The sequence below is a fragment of the Synergistaceae bacterium genome, assembly GCA_031267575.1.
Lineage (GTDB): Bacteria > Synergistota > Synergistia > Synergistales > Aminobacteriaceae > JAIRYN01.
This window is the reverse complement of record JAIRYN010000031.1, coordinates 1-25,202: the sequence shown is the minus strand read 5'-3', so window position 1 is coordinate 25,202 and position 25,202 is coordinate 1. Positions and strand designations below refer to the sequence as shown.

The window sequence follows — 25,202 nt, the reverse complement described above, 5'->3', positions numbered from 1 at the left end:
CAAAGTACAGGATAATTCTATCGGCGTTTAAAGATTCCTCGATTTTCCAGAGCCTTCATCAGGGGATAGCCCAGAAGTACACAGGCCCCCATCTGTCCAATGCCCACGTAGAAGACAGTGCTCCAGAGGGGAACGCCAAGAAGATAGTGGAGCAGCGTCCCGATGGCCGCCATGTTGACCAGAATGGGTGGCAGGGTCGCGAGCCACAATCGAGGCATTTTGCGCGACAGGTACGCCGCTGCCAAAGTGGCGAAGCTTCCCACAAAAACGTCTAGCATTCCGTTGCCACCGAAAAAATTGGCGATAAAACATCCCACGAAAAGCCCAGGGATAGCTTCGGGGAAATAAAAAGGCAGAAGGGTCAGCGCCTCGGAGACGCGAAACTGCACCGGACCATAAGAAATAGGGGCAAGCGTGATGGTCAAAACGGCGTATAAAGCGGCGACAACGCTACCTAGAGCTAAACTTTTCAATTTTATATCTGGTTTTATGTTCATCCGACTCTGTCAAACTCCTTAAAATTTAAGATTTTCTCCGTGCTTCGTGGATCCCCACAGAGACACATGATCACGCGTCTCTAGACTATTCACGATAAAATCAAGGGATCTCATCAACACCTGATTAATCAATCTCTACTTAACCAATCTCTACTTAATCAATACCTATTTAATCAATACCTACCAAGAGGGGGACAAAACGACAATAATCATACCACGTGTTCCTGAAACCATTTTTCAAGTTCTCCCGCACCAGAAGACGCTGTCCACCCGTCATGACGTCCAATGGCGCTACCAACAAACCGTTTATGGCCAGTTGGCTGTCCCAAGCGGGCTCCACACGCGACGATGCCGCCGTGACGAGGATTCTGTCATAAGGAGATGCATCAGGGTAACCATTGCGTCCGTCGTCGTGAATCAGCGTAACGTCGCAATCCAAAGCGGACAGCCTCCTCCGCGCCCCATCGACAAGGGACTGAATCCGCTCCACCGACCAGACGCGAAAGCCCAAAGCCGACAGGATCGCCGCCTGATACCCGGATCCCGTCCCGATTTCCAATACTTTCATCCCGGGCTCTGCGGACAAAAGCTCCGTCATTTTCGCGACCATATATGGCTGAGAGATTGTCTGTCGCTCCCCTATGGGTAGTGGGCGGTCGATGTAAGCGCTTCCCGCGTATTTTTCCGGCACGAAAAGGTGCCGGGGCACGGTGGACATCGCTTTGAGAATACGAACGTTCTTTACATCGCGACCGACAATCTGTTCCTCCACCATATCGGATGCCTGCATATGCCACTCTCGCATCTCTCTTATCCTCCGCGGTCAAACAAAACCTCCCTCAAACAGAACGAACAAACAGAACAAAATTGGACGATACATCAATAATTATTGTATCCTACTTGCTTATTCTATCCAAACAGTTATTGTGGGAAATCCTTGACGTGAATGTTCTATTTCAAAACAGGGAGCTAGGACCGTCCTCAAACGGTTTAAGGACTTGAGCGTAATCCAGAGAGGGCCACCGGAGTCCAGCGCGAAAATATTTTCCCTCTCAAGAATTTCCAGCAGAGCGTTTCGGACCACACCTCCTTTTTCCGGGAAATCAACCTGCGCCAAAAGTTGATGAGGTGGCAAATCCAGGCTTTTGCGGTCCCGCAATTCTTCCTCCCAAAAATGTTCCCATCCGAGCCAGAAAGAACGTTGCCAGCTGCTTCCCGGGCGGCGCGTCTGGGCCAGAACGGTCCTGTTCTCGGTCCCGTTTTTTCTCCGTCCCCTCCAATAAGACTCCCACACCATGCTGAACGCCTGAAACCTGGCGTTGTATTCGATGCCGCGCGCCTCAGCGTCCAGGTCCAACCAAGCCACGAGGCCCACGTCGAGAGCATCGCAGAGAGACAAAGCCTTCCGCGTTCCCAAGACGAGAGACGGCACCTGGGGCTTGGAGCCCTTTTTCGTCTTGTCCGCTCCATCCAATAGGACCCGATGCCCTCTCACGTACCGGAGCGCCAGCGGTAGCAAGGCCTCTAGCCCCGGCCTCTTCCCTAACAAGAGAGTTCCCCGGCAAGCGGGACATTGGTCGGGAAGCGTCCCTCGCGCGCCGCATCGAACACAGCGCAGAATCATTTCTCCGTTTCCGCCGCTTTCGCTTCGCATGACGGAACCACAGCGCGAGCAGGTAAAGGACTCCCCGCAATCAGAGCAAAAAACCTCTCCCGCCTGTCCTTTGCGATCCATGATCCAGAGAGCGTGAAGTCCTCCCTCTAATGTCGCGCGGGTACGCTCGACCAAAGCGCCCGTGACGGGAAGAGTCCCCTCCACGCCGCGGACCTCGTTTTTGAAAGAGCGGCCCATGTCCACGAAGATCAGTTTTTTGCGATCTGGAAGCAGTGCGCACTTGGGGTGGGTACGGAGATAGGTTTTGGCCGACGGCATTCGCCCCCCTAAAAGGAATCGCGCCTTCGATGCCAAGGCGCGACGACCGATCAAACTGCGAGCTGAGATCCGCGGCGCGTGCTGGAAAACGTAAGCCGGGTTAGACTCGTCGTCCACGATAAACTCCTCGAAACTCGAAGGCGCGAACACCGCCCCCTGAGACCCGATCACGACTCGAACCTCGCCGGATGCCGTCCGAGTCCAGGCGTCCCATAATTTTTTCCCTCCCTGAGAGGGCCACAGGAGGGCGCTTTCTTGGATGGACGTAGGCAAACGGGCGAAAAAGCCAGCGCTCACCTTCGCCTCTGGAAAGATCACGAGAGCCCGGACGGGGGCGGAAAGTCTTTCGAGATAGTAAGCGAAACGTTCGTCGTCCAGAGGATGATAGAAGGAGATTTCTTGAAAAACCTCTTTTTCCAGTCTTGGCAAAAGCGCGGGACGGGGCGGAATCGGCTTTCCCTGAAGGAGGGGCGGGGGGCAAAGAAGTTGCAGGGCCCTGCCCATGCCGCACAGGAACGTTTTCCCCATCCAACGCGCAAGACCCCAAAGCTCGTCCCCCAGAGCGCACCTGTCGTCCAGAACTTCCCGAAGAGGTTTGAGTTTCGCGAACGCCTTCGTTGGAACCGCGGCGGGGTCCGCGAAACCCACCCGCCCGCCTTCCCCGACGGGAACGCGTACCCGCGCGCCCTCCACCAGGGGTAAATCTGCGTCGCAGAGGTAAGTCAAGGTATTCCACCAAGGCCCCGGAACGATCACCTCCACCTTGCGAGTCAATTCAACCTCCGGGTCCAGATCAAAAGGCGAAGTTTACAAGAGAAAGCCGTGGGCATCGGAATCTTGCTCGTCAAGTCCAAAGGCCATGATCCGCTATGTATTCCCATAAGGTGTCGGCGACTTCTTCTTTGCTGCCGGAGATGGCCGCTTCTCCGTTTCTGGAAAAGAGGCGCACTTTGTTGGTGTCCACTTCAAAACCGCTGCCCGGCGCGGTGACATCGTTGGCCACCATCAAGTCCATCTTTTTACGCTCCAGTTTCGCTCGGGCGTTGTTCACCAGATTCTCGGTCTCGGCGGCGAAACCGATCAAAAATTGCCCCGGTCTCTTCTGGGACCCGACCTCTGCGGCAATATCCGGGTTCTGAGTTAAAGACAACGAAAGCGTATCCCCTCCCGGATCGCGTTTGATCTTGTGTTCGGATTTGTCTTGGGCGCGGTAATCCCCCACCGCAGCGGCTTTGACGACGCAGTCCGCCCAGGCCAGGCTATCCATAACCGCGTCACGCATTTCCAGGGCTGAGATCACATTACGGATCTTCAGACCGTGGACACAACCGGTGGCGTTCACCGGTCCCAAGATGACACGCACCTCCGCCCCCCGGTACCAGGCGGTTCTCGCCACGGCAAGCCCCATTTTTCCACTGGACGGGTTGGAGATGAAGCGCACCGGGTCCAAGTACTCGCGAGTGGGTCCCGCCGTGACCAGCACGTGTTTCCCCGCCAAATCTCGGTGAGGGGAAAGGGCGTAGGCGATTTCTTCCAGGATGAGATCAGTGTCCGGCAGGCGTCCTTTGCCCTCGTATCCGCAGGCCAGAAGCCCGAAGTCGGGGTCCACGACGCGTGCGCCTCGTTCCGCCAGAGTTCGTAGGTTCTGTTGAGTAGCCGGGTTCTCGAACATGTGGACGTTCATCGCCGGGAAAAGCAGCACAGGCGCGCGAGTAGCAAGGAGTGCGGCCTCCACAACGCTGCCGGCCCGCCCCTGCGCGATGCCAAAAGCGGTATTGGCGGAACAAGGAGCGATCACCACGACCTCCGCCCAATCGGCCAACCGAATGTGGGGAATCTCAAAACCCCGCGAGGAGGAGAGAAAATCCCTTTGCAGCCAAACGCGGCGGCCGGAAAGAGTCGAAAGAGCCAAGGGGCTGACCAAGGTTTCAGCCGCCTCGGTCATGGCTATTTCCACCTCGCAGTCCAGCTTTTTTAGGCGACTGACTAGATCGGGAATTTTGTAAGCGGCGATTCCCCCCGTAATACACAAAAATATTTTACGGGAACGCTTCCAAGCAAGGGTTTTTCCGTTCATTTTGAATAGATGTCACTCTCTTAGGGAGGTAGCCGCCTCCACGTGTTTGCGAGAATGAGAAGGTATCTTTTCCTGTTCTTCCGTCCAGTTTATCAAGAGCTTTCCTTCTTCAACCTCCAAGAGCGCGGCCGAAAGGTATTTTTCGTTCACTGGCAGCGCGTCGATGAATGTCTTTCTCTCGCTCAACCATCGAGCCCTGGCCGCCACCAATGCCGTGATCTTATATTTGTTGTCGGTGCCGCACTTGCTTTCGAGGGCATCGATGTCGTAAAATTTCATTTTTGCGACCGCCTTTCTGAATCCGATAAAAAGCCTAAAGATTAGAATATCTAAAACTCGATAAAAAGCCTAAAGATTAGAATAGCCAAAACTCGATAAAAAGCCCAAAGTTAAAATAGCCAAAACTTGATAAAAAGCCTAAAGTTAAAGTAGCTAAAAACCAGCTTTTTCAGCACTCAAGCTTAGATGTTTCGCTCCATTTAAAGAGCGTGCCCGCTCTTCTGGTGATTTTCTCGATAGCTCTCCCGATAGCCGAGGACGATGTTGCGCAGCTCCGCCGCCGCCTGGTCCAGAACGTTGTTGAGGACCACGTGGTTGTACTCTCCGATCTCTCGCATTTCTTTCCTCGCATTTTCGAGCCTCAGTCCAATTTTCTCCTCAGATTCCGTCTTTCGCTGACGCAAACGTTGTTCCAAGACCTCCAGAGAGGGTGGCGCTACGAAGATCAAGACGCTCTCCGGCAGAAGCCGGCGCACCTGCCGCGCGCCCTGAACGTCGATCTCCAAGAGGACGTCGCAGCCAGCATTTGTTTCGCGCTCCACATCCTCCCGCAACGTACCATAACAGTCCCCATGGACGACCGCGTGCTCCAAAAACAGTCCCCGGACCACTTTGTCCTCGAAGTCCTCTTGTGTGACGAAATGATAATCCACACCCTCGCGTTCGCCGCTACGTGGTCGCCGCGTAGTGCATGATATGGAATACACCAAATTCTCCACGTCATCCAAAGCGCGCGCTCTCAACGTTCCTTTCCCCACCCCGCTGGGCCCAGCCAGCACAAAGAGCTTTCCTTTGCGTACCTGTCCTTCCAAAACAACCCCTCTATTCCATCTCTCGCTCTCAATCTCAGGGTTCCCAGTCTTCTATTCTTCGTTGCCAGCTAATGATACGGCATCTTGGGCGTATATGGCAAGTTCCATAATCTGAAGCAGAAAAACCGTGGAGGATAAAATATCCGCGCTTCCGCCAGGGCTCAGGTTTTTTTGGACGAAGATCTTTTCTGCGCTCCGTATTTTTTCGCGCCCTTGGGGAGTCGATACCCCACCGCTCCGAAGGACCTCCTGAGCCAGCGTTTTCGCCGTTTCGACGCCCTCCAGACCGCCCCGCGCGTAGAGGTTGGTGTCAGAATTGCGGGCGACGATAAAAAAAAACGTATCCACGAGAGCGTCCTTAAGCCGGCAGGAAGGCAATTGTAATTGAGTAAAAGATAATTGGGTGTCGAGATACGATAGGGCTTCCAGCGTTAAGGGGTATCCGCCCTCCACCTCGCCTCGCGCTCCCGTGAAGCCGCAGTCTCGATAGGCTCGTTCCCCCGCTGTGAAAGCGGTAGGGGCTTTGCGCGCGAGGGAGACGAGTTCTCGCTGAACGGTCCCCCGGACAAAAGACCCAGCTGATCGTGCTAAATCTCTCGGAGGCGGAACTCCTCCTGATAAAGCATCCGATTGTCCAAGCGCTCTTCCGACGGCGGCGCACAAAAAACCCAGCAGGTATATGGCTCCTTTATGCGTGTTGACTCCCTCCGTGACGCGGTACATGGCCTTTTCCCCTTGAAGCCCCGCTTTACGAAGAGAAGGAAGAGCGTCTTCGGGAGGGAGTCCCGCGAAATCTCGCCCGACGGCGGCGCACGTCTCGAAACAGTGGATCAGAGCTAATGCGCTTTTTACAAATGCCTGAAAATTCATATCCTTGTGGGATCCGTTGTTATAAGGTGTCACCAGTCCAGGTTTAGGGGCGAGAGAGGCTTCGAGCAGAAGGGATCGGACGGCGAACCCCGCTATTTCCAGATCCGTCATTCAAAAACGCGTAAGAAGCGTTCGGCCGCCCGCAGGACCTGATCGAGAGGATGCCGCGCCTGGGCCGCGCATTCCTTGGCCGGCCGAGAACAACAAAGACAAGAACGAGGAGGTAGGCCAAGCGATTCCCGCCCCAAGGGTTCTCCTTCGCTGGCCATGACGTCCAGGTCCAAAAGCCGTCCCGCTGGGTAGCGTTCCTCGAAATCGACCATCGCGCGCTTGAGTTCCGCCGCCTTAATCGCCTTATCCACAAGGAGAAAATGGGTCTCTGGCCCTGCGGCGCTCAGGTAAAAGGACGCGAGAACAACGTCATATCCTCGAATGGCTAAGTTTTCTTCTAAGTCGTTCCGGGCGGCGGCGTAAAACGCCAACCACTGAGGCAGGCATTTGTCCGGCCCCGGCAGGTTGAGGGTAACAGTGAGGAGAGTGCCACGCTCCGACAAGGCTAGACGTCGTAGCCACCGCTCCTCTCGCGCATTCAGCAAAGCGGCAACAGCGTTAGGAACATTTGAGCAAAGGCTTTGTCTCATCCTGTTTGATCCTGTCTTATCCACGCAGTTTTCGCAGCACTGGCTCGGCTTCGGAGGAGTCGAGAAAGCGCCACGTGCAAGGAGGAACGAGTTCACGCGCATCCTCGACGCTTCCTTTCCTCAGGAGGGCACGGACGCGGGACGCGCTGACGGCCGTACCGCCCACTTGTATCCGCTCCAGTTCCTCCACCGCGATACCGTGCCGGGGCAGAAGGCGCTTCATGGTCTCGTTGTAGATGTTCGTCACGGGGGAAAAAGGCTCGGTACCCACAAAACGTCTGGTTATGGAAAGGGCCGGGGCGATGCGGGTCGCGAAGATTTCCAGGTCGAGGGCCGCGTGGACGAAGGCGACATCTTTCTCCCCAGTGAAGTAGGAGGGAAAAGTGGCGGCGGAAATCACATACTCCCCTCCGCTAAGAACGAAAACGTTACGAAGGTCCTTCACGCCCTCGCGCACGAGCCGGAACCGAACCTCGAAGGGAAAGGCCGGCCGGTTGGCGGCGTTTACGACTCCCCCTGGGTCCTCGACCACAATGACGTAAAGGCGCTCGCTGACGAGGGACGCCGTTTCGATGAGGTATCGGTGTCCTCGCGTGAAGGGGTTACAGTTGGCCACCACGCAACCGCAATTGCAACTAAAACTCCGCTCTCCTCGGCGCGAAGTTTTTTCCCCGTTTTCTTCAAATTGATCTTCAAATCGATCTTTAAATTGATCTTTAAATCGATCTTCAAATTGATCTTCAAATCGATCCGAAAATCGCCCCGACGATTGGAGCGCCAAATTCTTTAGAAACTCTTCTATCCCCGGCCGTCCCCACTCCAACAACGCGGCGGAGTCCGTGGAGGCCACGAAACGGAACCCCAGGTCAACGAAGCGCAACGCCTCGGTGGGTTTGGTGAAGAGAAAAAGATTCCATATTCCAGCGTCGGAGGCGTATCTCAACAAAAAGCTCAGAAGTTCGGATGTCAACCCTTGGCCTTCGCGTTCCTTTTTTACGGCAACGCCCTCAATGACGCGCCCCACCAGTGACCCTGTGGCCACAAGTAGCTCTTCGTCGAAAAGCCCTAAGACGACATCCTCTCCGCCCGGAACGGAAAGCCCCCTGGAGGCGAGAAGCTCGGCTCTTTGCTTGAAGTCTGAGGGAGCGCGGAGAACCCGTTCAGAACTCATCCACATGACCTGTCACATGACCTGTTGCGCGGTTTATCAGGCATGGGCATTGTTGTTGCGCCTGCAAACCTCTAAAGCATCTTCCAGGTGCTGAAAGACGAGATCCCCTACCTTCTCCACGTCGTGGTTTTCGATGGCATCCAAGATGTCCGAATGTTGCCGTATCACTTTCTGTTGGCGATGCGGCTCTGAGAGGGTAATCTTGCGATACCGCCGAAGCTGGTCGCGATAGCTGGCAATCAACTGGGTGATTTTTGGCAGGTGGCCCGCTTTAATAACAACATTCGTGAACAATTCGTTGACGAGAAAGTACTCTTCAAATTCTTTTTTCGACAGAAGGGTTTCAGCGTCGCAAAGATATTTTCGGGCTTTTTTCAGTTCTTTCGGGGTGATCCGTTCCGCCGCGGCCTTGAAGGCCATGACCTCCAAGGCTTGGCGAATCATGTAGATTTCGATAATTTCCGTCATGTCAACATCCCGAACGACAACGCCTCGGCGGGGAATCGCCTCCACCAGCCCATCAGACTCTAGCTTCCGAATGGCTTCACGGATAGGCGTACGACTTATGTTGAGCTTCAGAGCCAGCTCCGATTCATTCAATCGTCTGCCGCTGGGAATCTCCCCTGTTCCTATTGCGCTTTTCAGATATTCGTACACCAATTCCCGAATGGGTCTAATGTCTTCTACTGCTATGACCTGCGACATTACCTTCGCCTCACCTGGTCAGGATGCCTATCTCATCTCTAAATGCAGAATATATAGTATCTCAGATTAGTAGTCAAGTCTCACTCTACCGTATCCGTATGGTGGACGCGGGGACTGAGCTATAGCTATCGTATGTATTCCAACGTCTCGTCGCTGGGGTAATGAAGCGTGAACTCCACAACGATTCGTTTCGTCTCGCCGGGCTGGAGATCGATTTTCCACGTCAGGCGGTTCTCTGGGTCCCGTTCCGCTGGAGTCGGGGCAATTTTTTTCACCTCGAGTTGTATTTTCTCGTTCACGGGTATGGGAATACGGTCTTTCACGAGAACCTCCCACGCTGTCTCCGTCCCATTGGTGACGATGAGAGTATAACCGTCCTCCAGAACGCCCTTGCCGATCCAGGTGGTTCCCGTTTTAGAAACAAAAGGTTCTTTACGAGAGGTCAATCGCGAGGCCATGCCGAAGGGGATTTGTTCCTGCAAACCGAAGGCTGGGATGTTCGTTTTACCGCTGCCGGCGCCATTCACGGTCAAGTCAGCTGGACCCGGCAAAAGGGGTATGGTGGACGACAGGGATGAAGAGGAGTGATCCATGCTGGCGACAATCCACGTTTCGCTGTTTTGCTCAGGAATGGAGACCAACAAAACGTCGCTTTTCATTTGAAAAACCCCTAATGCGATGTCCTCCCGGGTACCATCCCCTTTGATCTCCCCTATCCCTTTCACGGTGATGTCCGCCGGTGTCAAGTTCATGACGGGCACCTCCATAGGAGACACGGGTTTGGCGTCAAGCGCCTTAAACATGTTCGCTTCTCCAGATTCCATCATCGCCATCGACGCGCGGTCATTCTTAACCAAGGGCTTCGGGGGTTGCCTTCTCAGGTTCACCCGCAGAGGTCCCAGCTCATAGAGGGGCACCGTGGAGGATGGGTGACGCGTGTGGAAAGAAAACTCGCCTTCGATGTTTAGCCCCGTCTTCTGCCAGACCTGAGCCCGCATTTTCGCGACTATATCGCCCGTCTCGCTGCTCAAGTCCATGTCGTAACGCGCGTTCCACCTGGCAGCGGAAGTATAGGCCTCGACTAAAATGGGAGCAGGCTTCACCGCGGTTCCGCAAACTCGAAGGATAGACTCGTCGTTATAAGGCCTCTTGCCTTCACGTTCGGCCTGGAGCAATTTCAGTTCCTCCTCGGCCTTCCGCAATTCCTCTTTTGCTTCTTTGACGGCGATACGCGCGTCCACCATCCGGGACTCGAAGCGAAGGCGCGCGTTGTACAGGTCATCCACGTGGGACAGCAGTTGCGGGTCTTTTATATCCAGAGAGAGAGGAGCGTCGAACAAGGATAGAGCCTGCTTCAAAGCCCTTTGACGCCCCTGCAGCAGATTGAGTTCTCGGGTTCTGTCCGCAACGATCCGCTTCAGGGGCTCCAGCTCCTGTGGCTCCCAGCGGCCGAGATTCAATGAATCGACACTGAAGGTAGTTACATCACCCTGGGTCAGAGGGCGCACGTTTTGAAAGTCGAAGGCCCCCGGCAGGTAGAACTCAAACTCCCGGTAACCAGGGTCCTCGGCAACCTCGAAAATCTCAAAAACAAAGCGGGCTCCGCTGGGATAAAAGTCCACCGATATCACTGGCGGGACTTTGTCCATCCTGGTTGCGTTGGCTTCCTGGGCTTCGCCTGTGATTCCCATGATTCCTGTCAAAAGAAACATCATAAAACATCCTAACAAAAAGCTACGTCGCAATGAACATTTCCCCCTTTATCGAGATATAGATTATAGAGATATAGAGATTCGCAATCACTTAGGCTTTTGCAGCAAATCAACGACCGTGACCTCTGGAGGTGTCAGGAAGCGCAGGGGCGGACCCCAGAACCCGGCTCCATTGCTGATGTAAATAGCGCTGTCGCCTCTATAGGACAGGTGCTGAACGTGTTTGTTTATCCACTTTGCCACATAGCCGAAAGGCCAGATCTGTCCGCCGTGAGTGTGGCCGGACAGTTGAAGGTCGAACTTGCCCTCTATGCCGTCAGGGACTTGCGGGCGGTGCTTCAAGAGCAAGACGAATTTGTCATCGGGGAACTTCAGGTTTTCTGGAAAATGCCCCGGATCGAAGACGCCCCTTCCGAACCTTGCGGGATCGTCCAGGCCGATGATGACGATACCGGCAACCTCCGTTTGTTCGTCCCGCAGCAGTGAGAAGCCGGCGCGCCTTGTAAAAGTCTCCGCCTGTTCGATGCCTGAGTAAAAATCATGGTTGCCCGTAACGGCGAAGGCCCCAAACCGTGCTCCGTGGGTGGATAGCAATTTCTCCTCCTCCTGGCGGAAACGCATGTCACCGTCCACCAGATCTCCCGTCATCACCAAAAGGTCTGGTTTTGCCGAGCGCACGATGTCCATGACCTTCCGAAGCCGTCCTACCGTATACACCCCGCCGATGTGGATATCCGTCAAATGCGCCAGCCGCAGGCGCTCCATACCTTCCGGTAGCTTCGTCGTTTCCAGGGTCAAGTCCACGCGCCGGACTGTCCAGGCTTCATAAAAGCTATAGAGCGCCATCATCGCAACCAAAATGAGGGTCGCGGGCACGCACTTGCGTGGCGCAAAAAATCGGCGGGACGAGGTTCCCAACGCCCAATCCACAAGATGAGCCACCAAGGAAGCCACGTCTACGGTAAGGAAAACCATGCAGGCCATGCCCACGATCGCGACCCAGGTAAAAGAAAGGGCAAATAAAATTTCCGACGCGCGCCCCGAACCCAAGAGACCGGATCGGGAAACGAAGGGCAACACAACACCCCCAAGTGCCCAGATCAGATAGATTCCGTTCCATCCAATCAAAGATCCGCCCCCGAACCCCGAACGCAGCTTCCAATAAAGATACACGTTAGTGGCCGTTAAAAAAATCAAAACGCCATGAATCAAAAGCACATCCTCCCGACTCTCCAGATTATGCGGACAGCGCCCTTTTCAGTTTCCGCTGATTACGCTTTTTACCGGCTTCACTAAGTCAATGACCGTGACTTCCGGCGGCGCCAAGAAACGTAGTGGCAATCCTCCCGCGCCGTTACTGACGTAGACAGCGCTCGTGCCCTTGTAGGACAAGCCTTGAACGTGTCCGTAGAACCATTGTACCGCGTAGTGGTAGGGCCAGATTTGCCCACCGTGAGTATGACCAGACAGTTGCAGGTCAAACTTTCCCTCCGTTTCCGGAAGAACCCCTGGACGATGTTTCAAGAGCAGCACGAACCGGTCCTCTGGAAACGTTAGGCCATCGGGCAACTCTGGGAGCTCCAAGACATACCGCCCGAATTTCGCGGGGTCGTCCAGACCGACGATGGTGATGCCCGCGACGTCCACCTGAGCGTCTCGAAGCAAAATCACCCCAGCGTTTCGCATGAAGTCCTCCACTCGTTCGATTTCCGCGTGAAATTCGTGATTGCCCGTGACAGCATAGGCTCCGAACCGCGCCCCGTGAGTGAACAGCGGTTCCGCCTCGTCCTGGCTAAAACTCGCGTCACGGTCCAGTAGGTCTCCCGTTATCACCAAAAGGTCCGGTTCCGCTGATCGCACGATATCCATAACCTTTCGAAGTCGCTCCAAAGAACAAACCCCGCCGATGTGAGTATCTGTGAGGTGTACCAGACGCAGACGCTCGACGCCCTCCGGTAGCTTTCGCGTCTCGAAGGTTAGGTCCACGCGTCGAATGTTCCAGGCCTCGTAAAGGCTATAGAGCGTCAACACCGCCGCCAAAAACAACACGACGGGCACTCGCCTATGGGGCGCGAGGAAAGGACGCCACTCGGTCCCCCATATTCGATCCATGAGTCTGGCCATCAGAGCGAGGACGTCCGCGAAGAACATGCCCACACAAGTCATCCCCACGATCGCAACCCACGCGAAAGACAAGGAGGAGAGAACCTCCACTACGCGTCCAGACCACAGATTCATCTTGAAGACGAAGGGCGCGACCGCTCCCACGACGGCCCACAACAAATAAACCCCGTTCCAACGTCCCTTTCTGAAGGCTGATCGCAATTCCATGTAAAGGTATAAGTTGGCGAGAATAAAAACAATCAAAGTATAGGGAATCAAGAAAACCTCCTAAGGTACGTTACACGTTTAAATTAAGTACGTTACACGTTTAAATAAAGATATAAATAAAGATAGGGGCGTCAGACATGTCTTAAACGCCCAGAGCCTCGTCCAGTTTGTTCAGGACTAGATCGAAGTTCAGATCTTCCGATGACGAATCGAAGAAGAGGATCTCTTCTTGGATTTCCGCAGCGCCATCGAAGCCCTTCAGTTCTTCCTGGACGTGAGGAACGAAGTCCACCAAACGACCTATCGCCATTTCAGCCTGCTCCAGAGAAACCTCCGGCATGACTAGCAAAAGGTCCCGCGGTCCCACGAGGCAGGCGATATCAGACATCCTCGTGTTTGAGCGAAGGTAGCGGCAGTAGGCGTTGAAGATTTCGTTTTCTTTCGGAAGAGGAGTGTTTCCCTGGAAAATCATGCGGATGAGGACGGCGGCCCCCTTTCGCTGGTAGCGCCGGACGCGATAGAGTTCCTCGTTCACCCTCCTTTCTGCATAGGATCGAGTGTAAAGGGAGGTAGCGGGGTCTATGAAAATCGCCTCCTCACTGACGTATGAGGGCAAGGTGATAGCCACGTCCCGCATTTCTTCGAGCTGGAAATAGTAGTTCGTCTCCTCTGTTTCGGCGAAAGGTCGCTTTATAGGGGTTTGGAGGATTTTCCAGGACCTGCCGGCCAGGTCGATTGTCTCTTGGTCGAGGGGCAGGATCGAGGAGATTTTTTCTCCTTCCACCGCCTCGCGTTTTTTTTGCGTCAGTTGTAGCATAACCTCAGTGACGGCGATGACATTCCCCTCCGCGTCGGTAATGGCGCAAGGCAGCGGCAGAAAAGTGAAATACGGCGAAAACTCCGGTACATAGGTGTACCCTGAGGACACGGGGCGGAAACGGTAGTAGAGCACCGCCAGCACCACGGCTCCGCAAATCGCCAGAATCACTCCTACCCACTGAAACATTCTCGCCCCCAACTTCAGAGACAGAGGGCAGAGCAGGATTCCCTGGGCAATAAGTTGCACGGGGAAAAAACCCTTAGTAAAATTTCTGCGGATGAAGATCCCATAAAGAACGGTCAAGATGATGAAAAATAACCCCAAGAGTCCCCATATCGCGTCGTCTACGGGAACACGGGAGTCGGAAGAAAATAACCCCGCTACCACCACGGTGCAAAGCGCCGTTATAGGAGGCAAAAAAAGCCATTGCGTAGAAACCCTGATGCCAGGCTCCTTCAGAAAATCGTCGTCGCTCATGAAGCACTCCGAAGATAGAAATCGACGCATTGGGTCACACGTACCATCGCTTCGCTGAATGGAAACACGGAGAACGGAAAAGAACACATCGAGAAGCCCGTACGCATGAGATAACCTCCACTGTAAAATCTGACGACGTCAAAATTTCGAAGCCGATATGGGCTATGATACAACAAAAAAAGAGGAAGACAGAGCACAATATGCGTGCTAACATCATCAAAAGCGCTTTCGTCCGAGACGCTGAGACGTGTGCCGCTTGAAAGTGCGGTTCACTCGAAGGGGCTTTTTCACAATTTAGGGATAATTCATCTATTAAAATTATAGAAAAAAATTATTATAAATTATAGAAATATTATATAGAAAAAGAAATATCATATGGGAATATATGGGAATATAAAGAAATAACGAGGTGCTGAATTTGGTAAAGTTGTTAGTATTTGACCATGACATGACGATCGTAGACTCCAGTTACGTGATCGCGAGCGCGATCAATGAAGTGGCTCATACGCTCGGTAAGCCCTTTGTCACCCGTCAGACGGTGTTGGAATACGCGGCCCTTCCTCTGGAGGATTTTCTTCGGGGAATCTGGGGCGAGTGGAGGCGGGAATGGATCGACCTCTACCGCGAGAAAGCTGCGCCTCTCGAATATGAAATACGTCCGTTCCCCAACGTTCCACGCGCTTTGACGGCCTTGCGGGAAATGGGGATTTTTCTCGCCGTAGCCTCGAACCGGTACAATCCCCGGATAGCAATGGACAAAAGTGAAACCTCCCAGTACTTCGACGCGATTGTCGGCCCCATCGACGGATTGCCTCACAAGCCAAACCCCGCCATGTTGGAGAACCTGATGGAGCGCTTCGGCGTCGCTCGTCAGGAGACGCTTTACGTGGGGGACTCCGACGTAGATCTGGCGACGGGACTCGCCGCGGGGGTCCGCGCCATCGGCGTGACCACGGGAAACTTTACGCGGACGCGGCTCGAAGAGCTGGGGGCCTGGCGCGTGATTGACTCCATAGAGGATCTGTTGCCCATTGCCGCCAAGGACAGAAATCTTGCCGCGAACGCCGCGGGCGAAAAAGGCGGAAAACGTGAATATCATGAACATGCCGCGCGAAAATAAGCTAGCCGGGGAAAAAAGCCCCCATCTTCTGCTACACGCTCGAAATCCCGTGGAGTGGTATCCCTGGGGTAAAGAGGCTTTCGAGCTCGCTCAGGAAGAAGACAAGCCAATTTTCCTTTCTATCGGGTACGCCTCGTGTCATTGGTGCCACGTCATGGAAAAGGAGTGTTTCAACGACGAGGAAGTCGCCGAGCTGTTGAACGACGTGTGTGTTTCAATCAAGGTGGACCGAGAGGAACGCCCCGACCTGGACGCGCTGTTCATGGAGATCTGCCAGATCCAGAACGGCAACGACGGATGGCCGCTCAACCTTTTTTTGACTCCTACGGGAGAGCCTTTTTTTGCCGCTACGTTTCTGCCGAAGCGGACGATAGGGAGAATGCCCGGCTTGGCCGACATCATCCCCCGGGTCAAATGGCTGTGGCTGACCCAGAAAGAAGACGTCCTACAGGGCGCTAAAGACCTGGCGGACACGTTGATCTCTCGGTTTCCCATCATCCCTGGAGGTCCCATCAGCATACTCCAGGCAAGAATGGTGTTGAAAGAGTTAAGGAACTCGTTCGACGGAATTTGGGGTGGATTTGGTTTCGCTCCAAAGTTCCCTTGCGCTCCAAAATTGCTTTTTCTTTTGCGGTTCGCGCGGAGCTTGCGCAGGAGCGCGGCTTACGAGGAAGAGGAGATTTTCTCCATGGTCGATCTGACGCTTCGAAAAATGTGGGCAGGAGGGATTCACGACCACATAGGTGGCGGATACGCGCGGTATACCACGGACGAGCGCTGGACGGTCCCTCATTTTGAAAAGATGCTCTATGATCAGGCGATGCTTCTGTGGGTGGCGGCGGCGGCTCAGGAGATGAAGCCGGACGCCTTCTACCTCAAATTCGCGGAGGATATCGTGAGTTGCGTCACGCGGGATTTTCTATCCCCGGAGGCGTGTTTTTGGGCGTCCCTGGACGCGGACAGCGAGGGAGAGGAGGGTAAGTATTACATCTGGACAGAGGATGAGATTCGCGTGAGCCTGCCCCAGGGCGACTCGGGACTGTTCTGTGCGGCCTACGCCGTCATGCCGAGCGGGAATTTCACCAATGAGACGACAGGGAGGCAGACGGGATACAACGTGCTTTACGAGGCCATCCCCTACATGGAGGTGGCGAGGCGTTACGGCATTCGCCCGCCGGAATTGGTAAAACGCCTGGAAAACGACCGGAAATTTCTACTCAAGGCGCGAGAGAAACGGCCGAAACCCTTGGTGGACAACAAAATCTTAATGGACTGGAATGGCTTGATCATCGGAGCTCTGGCCTACGCCGGACGCATTTTCGAGAAAAAAGAATGGACGCTTTCCGCGGAAAGGGCCGCGCTTTTTTTGCAAAAAGTTCTGGTGGACCCCAAAGGCTCCTGGCGACGCCGCTATTGCGCGAAAGAGGCCGCCATTCCCGCGCTTCCTGGGGATTATGCCGCTCTGATGTGGGGAGTTATGGAGCTTTACGAGTCCGCGACGATGAGCAAACAGAAGAGAGACTGGTTGAAGTACGCAGAAAACCTCTCTCTGAAACTGGAGGAGCGCTTCTGGGACGAGGAACGAGGAGGATTTTTCCTTTCCGCCGCCGACGAGGAGTATATCTTTTACCGTCGCAAATCGGCCGTGGACAGCGCTGTTCCCTCTGCCAACGCGCTAGCGATGATGGCCTACGCCGCCTTGACCGGAGCGGACCCCGACAACCCCAAATACCCGGACAGGGTCAAAAGAGTGGGGTCTTGTTTCTCGCGGGCGGCCCTTTTGCGACCCACTGAGCACCTTTCCATCATCACGGCGTTTCTGGAGTTCACACATGTATTAGAACTCGCGCGTATAGCGCGTATAAAAGAAGAAAGCGCGATAGCCGATGAAGAAATAGAGGATCAAAAATAGATGATCAAAATAGATAATCAAAATAGATAATCAAAGATGGTCGCCTTATGATTGTGATATGTGATATATGATTGTGATAATGGATTGGGAACAAAGGAGGAGTTGAAATTGGGAGCTTGGATGTGGAAAACTCGGAATGGGAATGCTCGGAATGGGAAAATTTGGACGCGCAAAACTTGGGCCGCTTTGATGGTTTGGGCGGTGGTTCTGACGGTGTTACCGGTTACTGAAGCGGAAGCCCTATATCTATTTGACGACCTTCTTCGTCCGTCTGGTCAGGGTCCCCAGTGGATGGTGGTGACGAGCAACTACGACACGGGAGGAGCTCCCACGAACGTTTTCCTGAACGCCGTCACGAATATTGTGGAGGCGCGTAACCCCGTGTTGCTAATGAACGGTGGTGTGACGTCGGCCACGATCGACACGCTTTTTTTGGTGCTGCCCGCAAGACAGGGAACGATGACCGTGAGCTTCGACGCGTCTCCCCCTTACCCGGCGGGAAGCGCTTACACTCAGGATGTGCAAGTAGACAACGCCTTCTACGCCGTGCTGAAAACCCCTGTGGGCCAGACATCTGGACCCCAAAAAGCCTACCAGTTGGATTTCGTCAAAAACCAGGACGCCTCTGAGGTTTACGAGAGTGTGCGAGGGAACTTCATTTTTCACCAGAACCCGAACCTAGCCCCTTCTCAGTCCTTGCAGGTTCCATTCATCATCGCTAACGTGTATGACGGAACCGCGGAGGGCAAGCCGTTGTTGTTCAAGGCTATGATTCGAGATAGCGTGGCGTCGGGAGGGGGGAATATTGCGGCCTATGACCGTTTCGAGTGGAGCGTCATCGACGACGAAACTCCGATCACCGCCGATTGGGTGTTCGTTCCTATACCGAAGCTGCCCACCGACAGTAACGCGGTATACTACCGACTGTCCACGGAGATCACTAACCGCACCGCCATTCGTTACGCCCTTCACCGTTACGATGGGGTGACCCTCGCCCCGAGTCGCTGGGCTTTCGATATACCGACCGCGTCCGACATCCCCAGCAGGTTTGATTTGGACGAGTTGAGTCACATTCCGCCCGGTTTAGTCACCACTTACAATCAAAGTTTCAACGTCGTCAGCGGGGTGAAAGACGCGTTTCGCATGTATCCCATAGACCCGAACTACCCTGCCGCGGGGTTCCGTAACCTCACCCTCACCCATCGTTCGATCTTCGGGCTCGATCTGGGAACCTTCAAGGACGCGGCCACCCCTAGCGCTTACATCGCGACAGGCTTTCAATTGCTCTCGGCTGGTGCCGATTTTTTGAGCAATGTGGGGAAAGCGATGGGAGGGTCCAATGCGCAAATGCCCGATCCCGCCGACGGCGTGATGAGCGGGGCCGTGAGTTACGCCTATATCGCGAGCGACGTGATCGCGTCTCTGGGGGTGGAGGCGACCGTTCCAGGTCGGATGGCCGGTTCGGGGCTTTTGCCCCTTCACATCACTTTCAACGTGCCGCGCTCCAACCAGCTGCTGAGCCTCCGTTGGAACGCCTTGCTGGAAGAATGGCGCAAATCCGGCAATATCCGAAACCTCTTCGCCAACGCCTTCTGCCTTTATCTGCAGGACAGCCACGGGGAAAACTTGAACTTGACCGAGTGGCTGCAAGAGCAAAACGGTTACGACAAAACGGTGAAAGTCTTTCTTGATGAGCAGCGGAATGTCCTCACGATAAGCTTCATCGTCATGATGATGGACAGCGCGAAGGACTCGAGGGCGGCCGTTCGCCTTGTGAACGACACGACTCCGGCCACATCCAACAGCTACATTGTGGCGGCGGACGGCGTCGTCAACGGCAAGTGGGACATGAAGGTTTTCGTGGCTCCGGCGCGCGCCCAGTCGGGTCGCCAGGAATCCCTCAGCGGAAGCGGAAGCGGAGGCGGGTGCGATACCATCGTCCTGGGGGCTCTGCTGGTTTTATTCTGCGTGCCCGTGATCTTGAAAGGGAGGAGTGCGAAGTGAAGAAGTTTGCTTTAGTTTTGGTGTGCTTGCTGGCGCTGGCGCCAGCGAGAGTAGGATGGGGGGCGGAGTCGGCGACGGTCAACAATGTGGACGAGCTGAATTTTGCGTTGGGCAACGGCAATAATCCGATTAACTTGGGCGGCAACATAGACCTCCCTATTAATGCTGTAGTCGAGATATCCCAGGATGTGAGACTGAACGGAAGCGGCAATCAGTTTACCGGAACGAATTTCGCGATCAATATCATCAATAACGCGTCGGTCGTCTTCGATCACCTCACAGTCAGCAACGCGAACAATGGCAGGATCACTATAAATACTTCCACCACTGTCACTTTTCAGGAGGCTATGTTCACAGGTAACCAAACGACTGGGGGAGTCGTTAATGTCACGACCGGGGAAGTCACTTTCGAGGGCGGGACGTTTGAGACGAATCGAACAGCAGGCAACGGAGGAATCGCCAACGTCGAGGGTGGGACCGTCACGTTTAGGAACGGGACATTCCGGGGCAATCAGACGACGGGCTCAGGCAGCGGCGGGGTCGTGAACGTCGCGGGCGGGACCGTCACGTTCACGGGCGGGACATTTGGGAGCAATAGCGCGGCGGGCAACGGCGGGGTCGTCAACGTCGGGGGTGGGACCGTCGCGTTCCAGGACGGGACATTTACGAGCAACAACGCGGTAGGCAACGGTGGGGTCGCCAACGTCGCGGGTGGGACCGTCGCGTTCAGGAACGGGTCATTCCGGGACAATCAGACGACGGGCGCGGGCAACGGCGGGATCGTCAACGTCGGAGGAGGGGGAGTCGTCGCTTTCGAGGGTGGAACATTTGAGAGCAACCGGACGGCAGGCAACGGCGGAGTCGCCAACATAGGGAGCGGGACCGTCACATTCCAGGACGGAGTATTCCAGGGCAATTATACGACGGGCTCAGGCAACGGCGGGGTCGTCTACGTCGGAGGAGGGGGAACCGTCGCTTTCACGCGCGGGGCATTTGCGAACAACCGTGCGGTAGTCAACGGAGGGGTCGTCTACGCCGATCTTGGGGTCGTGTCCGTTTCATTTGCCGGAGGCACGGCTGGCATCACGTTTACCGATAACAGCGCGATCGACGGCGGGGCGCTATACTTGAGGACAGTGCCCACGGTGTTCTCCGGGACTTTGTTTTTTAGCGGCAACACCGCCACGCATGACGGTGGGGCCATCTTCGCGGAGAACGGGTTGACGATACGCGAGGGCGCTTCTTTTTTGAACAGTGTCGCGGGAGCTTCCGGTGGGGCTATTTACAGCAACATAGCAACCGTTAGAGTAGAAGGCGGAAGGTTTGCCACCAACAGGGCCACGGGCAACGGCGGCGCCGTCGCGGCGGGAAGCGGCCAGATAAGCGGCGGAGAATTTTCCGTAAATGTGACGGAAGGATCGGGAGGCGCGTTTTATGCCACCGGAGCCGTCGACGTGGACGGTGGAAGTTTTATCGCCAATAGGGCCACGGCCAATGGTGGAGCTGTCTCGGCGGGAACCGTCCTTTCGACGATAAGAGGCGGAACCTTTTCCACAAACGAGGCGCAACAAGCGGGAGGTGCGTTTTACGCCGGCGGAGCTGTCAACGTAAGTGGAGGAACCTTTACCGCTAACAAGGCTGCGGGCAACGGCGGAGCTATCACTGCGGGACTCGATGCCTCGGTGGTCAGCGTCAGCGGAGGAGACTTTACGGAGAACACTGCGGGAGGTTCCGGCGGCGCTGTTTACGGTGGAGGAGAAATCCGAATAACGGGAGGCTTTTTCGGCCGAAATCACGCGACGGGCACCAACGACGAAAAAATTGGTGGAGGCGCTGTGTTCGCCATGGATAATATCAGTGTGACGCCTGCGGAATCCATAACGTTTGACGGAAACACCGTCCGACAAAACGGCGGGGCGTTGCACACGCAAAAAAGTTTGTCCGCCACAAACGTCATCTTCACAAATAACAGGGCGGAAGAGGGAAACGGCGGGGCCATTTACAGCTTCACTAGAAGCGATTTGACAAACTGCGTCGTCGGAGATGAGAATCAGGGTAATATCGCGGGGAAATTTGGGGGAGGCGTTTGCGCTGGAGTCGTCGTGGCGACGAGAACGACTTTCCGGGCCAATAACGCCGCGGGCGAACCACAGGGTGGTTTTGGAGGCGCTGTTTATTACCAGGGCGATGGAGAAAGCCAGTTTGACTACTGTTGGTTCGCTTTGAATCAGGCTAAAAATGACGGAGGCGCCCTTTACTTCTCAGGCGCCAACCACAGGACAAGGGTCACCAATACCGTTTTCGAATCGAACTACTCGATAGACGGTAGCGGGGGCGCTGTTTCTGTCGATGGCAACAGGTTATTGTTCAGTAGTTGCACGTTCACGAGCAACATCGCCGGCGGAGCGCAGGGCGGCGCCGTGTTCACCAACGCGGCAACGTTTAAATTCAGCAACTGCACTTTTGTGGACAACACAGCAGGAAACGGCAGAGGCGGCGCTCTTTTTCTCAGTGAGATGAGCGGATCGACGCAGGATTCCGTCGTGTTTTACTGCACGTTTACGGAAAACCTCGTCGGCGGGGGACAGGGCGGCGCCGTTTATACTGCCGCCTCGATCGTCAAGTTCGCGGCGTCGGTCTTTGTCAGCAACACCGGCACCTTCGGGGAAGATGTTTTCAAGGCGAGGGGGACCATCATCTCCAGAGGCTATAACATTTTGGGCAACTATGGAGCGCAGATGACAAGCGGGCCGTCCGCGAACGTGGACTGGGCGGCGGCTGAGGGCGTCAGTGGGGAAAATAGCCGAGGCGGTTCCGATAGGTACGGTCGGGACTACACGAGGAATCTGATTTTCGGCTCCAACGCGCTCGCCGCCAACCCCCGCTCCGGCATGACTCCTATAATGGTGGGGTCCGATTTGAAAATACAGCAGACTTTGAATACGCTGGAGACGGCCCCGACCACTCCGGAGGCAACCAACCCCGCGTTGGATTACATGCCGGGCCTCATCGCTATGAACTTGTTTAACGACTCCTTCGGGACCGAACGCATAACTCACACCGATGAGCGTGGGGTGGATCGCCCCAATCCGCGAGGGGGCAACAGCGACGTGGGGGCTTTCGAGCGCGAGGACGGGGGCCTTCCTCCTACTCCGCCGACCGGTAAGACGATTGCGTACATCATTATGAGCGGCATCCCCAACACGATGGTCAAGATAGGCCAAACGTGCAGCCTGACGGCTCTGGTTTACTATCAGAACGGCGAGTCCACATACGTCGAGCCCGTCAGATGGAGCAGCAGCAACCCGCGCGTGGCGACGATAGATCAGTACGGAAATCTGGTTTCCCTGTCGAGGGGGACGACTCAGATCGGCGTCGTCACCGAGGGGTATGACTTCAACAACAACCACGCCGAGGACTCGGCGGAACTTGTGGTTTCCGAGGAGTGGAGCTATACCAATATCCATCCCGACGTCTGGACAAGACTGATCGACTTCAACGATGGCCTGCAACAGTACGCAGAGCAGGTTTATTTCTTGAACGACGATCCCACAAACGTGATGAAAGCCGCGTTCGCGACCACCTTCAAGATCGCTTACGGCGTGACGGCCTCTCATATGTCGGACCTTCCAAGCGTGGGCGCGGTCAGTTTTAACTCCAAGCCTAGCTACACGGGCGACAAATGGGTCTCGGCCAAGCCGTCCATCGCCGTATCCGTAGGATCTCTGCCCTCCGGGGGCGGTTCGTTAGTGCCGCTGAAGTTCATCTACAGCATGAGCTGGGAAGACGTAAGCGAGATTCTGGGGCGTGAGACGACGGAGATCACCAATCTCGCCGAGGCCAGCGCCAATGTCAGTGTCGCGCAGTTGTTCGACAGTCTCAAGCTGGTTTTCGAGGACGCGGTTGGAACGATGACGCCTGTGGTGGACGCGGACGGAGAGTTCGGCATCAACGCGGCGAGAGTCGTTTCCAGCGGGTCCTTGAGTCAGAACAACGGCGATGAGGGATTGACATTGTCCCTGGAAATGTTCTTGGGTGACGTCAAGGCCGCGAGCGACGGCAAACCGCAACTCATCGACAGACGATTGGTTGTGGCGGATGGCGCCGCGGACGGTACGGCAAAGGGTTCTCTGTGGCTACTGAAACGCGTTAGAGATACAGAAGACACGGAAAACGGCAACGAGAGCGACGAAAGCGGCGGGGGGGGAGGCGGCGGTTGCGACGCGGGGATGGGTTTCCTGCCCTTGCTTCCTTTAGCGCTGGGAGCGGTTTGGACCCTAAAGCGGCGAAAAGATTAATTCAAAGATTAATTCGAGAAAAGTTTCATAACCAATATCAACAACACCAATGTCAACAACTTAAGCTTAAGCAAAAACGTGAGATTATGTCCCGTAACCCAAGAAAACCGCGGGGGACTCGCCCCGACTCCGTTAAATTTTTTAAGTTGTTGACATTGGTTTGTATGGACCATGCCGGCCTGAAAGAACGCTACTGATACAACACTCTTATAACACTCTTACACGTCCGTTCTGCCAAACCTCCAGTTCTTCCAACTGCCGTGTGACCTCACCGCTCCAGTTGGAGTTGCTTCGGGGGGACGCGGGGCTGGGGTGCAGAATTTTGCCCACCTTCGGTCTAAAATTCATGGCGAGCGCGTTCTCCAAAGCCGCAACGCGAGCCTCTGCGAAGTTGCCGACTCCGATCACGTATTGGGGCGATAACGCTTGAATCAAGGCTTTCAGGTAAACGTCACAGGCCTCATAAAGGGGCGCGCGCAAGGTTGGATTCAGCTTGTCCGGGGTCAGATTACGCGCTCCCTCCTTGCCATTCTTTAAGGGTGATGCCTCGATAAAAAGGAGCGGGCAGTAGTTGACGACAAAATGCTCCTCGAAGAAGGAGTCCGCGCTGCCAAAACGCTCTTTGAAAAGCCCCCACAGCCGCTTGCCGCTGACCTCCGAGCGCTTGCAGGCGTAGCCGTCTATGGGATACTTGGGGTGTTCACGGCGGGGTCGTCCGATGGGCGCGGAAATTCCCAGCCAATCTCGCACCGCCGTGACCTCTCCGAAGGGAACCCCGGTCTGAGCCATACCCCAGGGGCCTGGGTTCATACCTAGAAAAACCACCCGCTTCTCTCCTTTGCCGTAGCGGGTCACGTATTCCTCGAACGCCGGCCAAGCGTAGGTCAAAGGGTTGTAGACCCAAAGAGCGGGATCAAGAGCGGGATCGAAGGTCATGTCCCCTATTATTTTTTCCATTATTTTTTCTTCCATTATTTTTTCCATCGCGTCCCTGAGGACTGCCGCGGCTTTCAACTGATCGTTCACATGATCGTTCACATGATCGTTTATAACGTTCACTATAAAACCTCCAGAAATAAAATTCGTCAAAACTTCTACCTTCCACAGCGCTTTCTCATAATGTATCATTACGAAAAGTTTATCCCAAAAAATCCACGTGGGGTGTGAACAGTACGATAGAAATATAATTAAATCTATGTTAATATAGTAACTATGAATAGATTGTTAAGCATAGGTGAAACATTTGAAACATTAGGGGTTTCAATCACAGTGCTACGGCGTTGGGAAAAAATCGGGCGAATCAAAACAGAACATATAATAGGCGGCCATCATGTTGATAGCGCATAGGATAGTCCTCAATCCGAATAACAAGCAAGCAACATATTTTGCCCGTGCGGCAGGTTGCGCCCGATTTGCATACAATTGGGCGTTGGCTGAATGGAAGCGGCAGTACGAGGCGTGGAAAGCCGACTCTGCAAACCCAAAACCTAACCAGATGGCACTACGGCGCAAACTGAACAGTATCAAACGAACAGACTTTCCA

20 protein-coding genes are annotated in these 25,202 nt (G+C 54.8%); 5 read left to right on the top strand and 15 right to left on the bottom strand.

Translation table 11 applies throughout. The features are described from left to right. Positions 1-17: 17 nt before the first annotated feature. The 14 genes from LBJ36_04390 to LBJ36_04325 form a co-directional block, all read right to left on the bottom strand. Complete coding sequence (locus LBJ36_04390; GenBank protein ID MDR1378270.1) at positions 18-497, bottom strand: QueT transporter family protein; 480 nt, start codon at positions 495-497, stop codon at positions 18-20. Between the two features lie 169 nt (positions 498-666). After that, positions 667-1,302 (bottom strand): protein-L-isoaspartate(D-aspartate) O-methyltransferase, encoded by a 636-nt coding sequence (locus LBJ36_04385; GenBank protein MDR1378269.1) that lies wholly within the window; start codon positions 1,300-1,302, stop codon positions 667-669. A 99-nt stretch (positions 1,303-1,401) separates the two neighbouring features. Then, positions 1,402-3,204, bottom strand: coding sequence for a hypothetical protein (locus tag LBJ36_04380; GenBank protein MDR1378268.1), 1,803 nt, complete (start codon positions 3,202-3,204; stop codon positions 1,402-1,404). A 70-nt stretch (positions 3,205-3,274) separates the two neighbouring features. Then, entirely contained in the window at positions 3,275-4,507 is a 1,233-nt protein-coding gene (gene coaBC, locus LBJ36_04375) for a bifunctional phosphopantothenoylcysteine decarboxylase/phosphopantothenate--cysteine ligase CoaBC (protein ID MDR1378267.1), read from the bottom strand. 12 nt (positions 4,508-4,519) lie between these two features. Further along, positions 4,520-4,786 (bottom strand): DNA-directed RNA polymerase subunit omega, encoded by a 267-nt coding sequence (locus LBJ36_04370; protein MDR1378266.1) that lies wholly within the window; start codon positions 4,784-4,786, stop codon positions 4,520-4,522. Between the two features lie 200 nt (positions 4,787-4,986). Beyond that, the gene (gmk, locus tag LBJ36_04365; GenBank protein ID MDR1378265.1) at positions 4,987-5,598 is read right to left on the bottom strand and encodes a guanylate kinase; all 612 of its coding nucleotides are present in this window, start codon (positions 5,596-5,598) and stop codon (positions 4,987-4,989) included. A 51-nt stretch (positions 5,599-5,649) separates the two neighbouring features. After that, positions 5,650-6,579, bottom strand: a complete 930-nt coding sequence (locus LBJ36_04360) for a triphosphoribosyl-dephospho-CoA synthase (GenBank protein MDR1378264.1) — start codon at positions 6,577-6,579, stop codon at positions 5,650-5,652. Beyond that, positions 6,576-7,109 carry a citrate lyase holo-[acyl-carrier protein] synthase gene (citX, locus tag LBJ36_04355; protein MDR1378263.1) on the bottom strand — a complete coding sequence of 178 codons (534 nt, stop codon included), beginning with the start codon at positions 7,107-7,109 and terminating at the stop codon, positions 6,576-6,578. Before citX ends, LBJ36_04360 begins: the two co-directional genes overlap by 4 nt. A 16-nt stretch (positions 7,110-7,125) precedes the next feature. Continuing rightward, the gene (locus LBJ36_04350) at positions 7,126-8,280 is read right to left on the bottom strand and encodes a GNAT family N-acetyltransferase (protein MDR1378262.1); all 1,155 of its coding nucleotides are present in this window, start codon (positions 8,278-8,280) and stop codon (positions 7,126-7,128) included. A gap of 36 nt (positions 8,281-8,316) precedes the next feature. Continuing rightward, positions 8,317-8,985, bottom strand: coding sequence for a GntR family transcriptional regulator (locus tag LBJ36_04345; protein ID MDR1378261.1), 669 nt, complete (start codon positions 8,983-8,985; stop codon positions 8,317-8,319). A 125-nt stretch (positions 8,986-9,110) separates the two neighbouring features. Beyond that, a complete protein-coding gene (locus LBJ36_04340; protein ID MDR1378260.1) occupies positions 9,111-10,700 on the bottom strand; it encodes a DUF4139 domain-containing protein in 1,590 nt (529 codons plus the stop codon). Between the two features lie 84 nt (positions 10,701-10,784). Beyond that, positions 10,785-11,909: a metallophosphoesterase gene (locus tag LBJ36_04335; GenBank protein MDR1378259.1), complete on the bottom strand. Its 1,125-nt coding sequence runs from the start codon at positions 11,907-11,909 to the stop codon at positions 10,785-10,787. Positions 11,910-11,954: 45 nt separating this feature from the next. Continuing rightward, positions 11,955-13,079, bottom strand: a complete 1,125-nt coding sequence (locus tag LBJ36_04330) for a metallophosphoesterase (GenBank protein ID MDR1378258.1) — start codon at positions 13,077-13,079, stop codon at positions 11,955-11,957. A gap of 91 nt (positions 13,080-13,170) precedes the next feature. Further along, positions 13,171-14,325: a hypothetical protein gene (locus LBJ36_04325; GenBank protein MDR1378257.1), complete on the bottom strand. Its 1,155-nt coding sequence runs from the start codon at positions 14,323-14,325 to the stop codon at positions 13,171-13,173. A gap of 409 nt (positions 14,326-14,734) precedes the next feature. Here LBJ36_04325 and LBJ36_04320 point away from each other — a divergent pair, with 409 nt between their 5' ends. From LBJ36_04320 to LBJ36_04305, 4 genes are all read left to right on the top strand, one after another. Then, the gene (locus tag LBJ36_04320; GenBank protein MDR1378256.1) at positions 14,735-15,445 is read left to right on the top strand and encodes an HAD family hydrolase; all 711 of its coding nucleotides are present in this window, start codon (positions 14,735-14,737) and stop codon (positions 15,443-15,445) included. After that, complete coding sequence (locus LBJ36_04315) at positions 15,378-17,357, top strand: thioredoxin domain-containing protein (protein ID MDR1378255.1); 1,980 nt, start codon at positions 15,378-15,380, stop codon at positions 17,355-17,357. Before LBJ36_04320 ends, LBJ36_04315 begins: the two co-directional genes overlap by 68 nt. Positions 17,358-17,465: 108 nt before the next feature. Next, positions 17,466-19,361, top strand: coding sequence for a hypothetical protein (locus LBJ36_04310; GenBank protein MDR1378254.1), 1,896 nt, complete (start codon positions 17,466-17,468; stop codon positions 19,359-19,361). Beyond that, positions 19,358-23,659 (top strand): Ig-like domain-containing protein, encoded by a 4,302-nt coding sequence (locus tag LBJ36_04305; protein ID MDR1378253.1) that lies wholly within the window; start codon positions 19,358-19,360, stop codon positions 23,657-23,659. Before LBJ36_04310 ends, LBJ36_04305 begins: the two co-directional genes overlap by 4 nt. A 207-nt stretch (positions 23,660-23,866) precedes the next feature. Here LBJ36_04305 and LBJ36_04300 read toward each other — a convergent pair whose 3' ends face one another. Further along, positions 23,867-24,718: a hypothetical protein gene (locus LBJ36_04300; protein ID MDR1378252.1), complete on the bottom strand. Its 852-nt coding sequence runs from the start codon at positions 24,716-24,718 to the stop codon at positions 23,867-23,869. Positions 24,719-24,989: 271 nt separating this feature from the next. Here LBJ36_04300 and LBJ36_04295 point away from each other — a divergent pair. After that, on the top strand, positions 24,990-25,202 hold a 213-nt coding region (locus LBJ36_04295; GenBank protein ID MDR1378251.1), incomplete at its 3' end, for a helix-turn-helix domain-containing protein.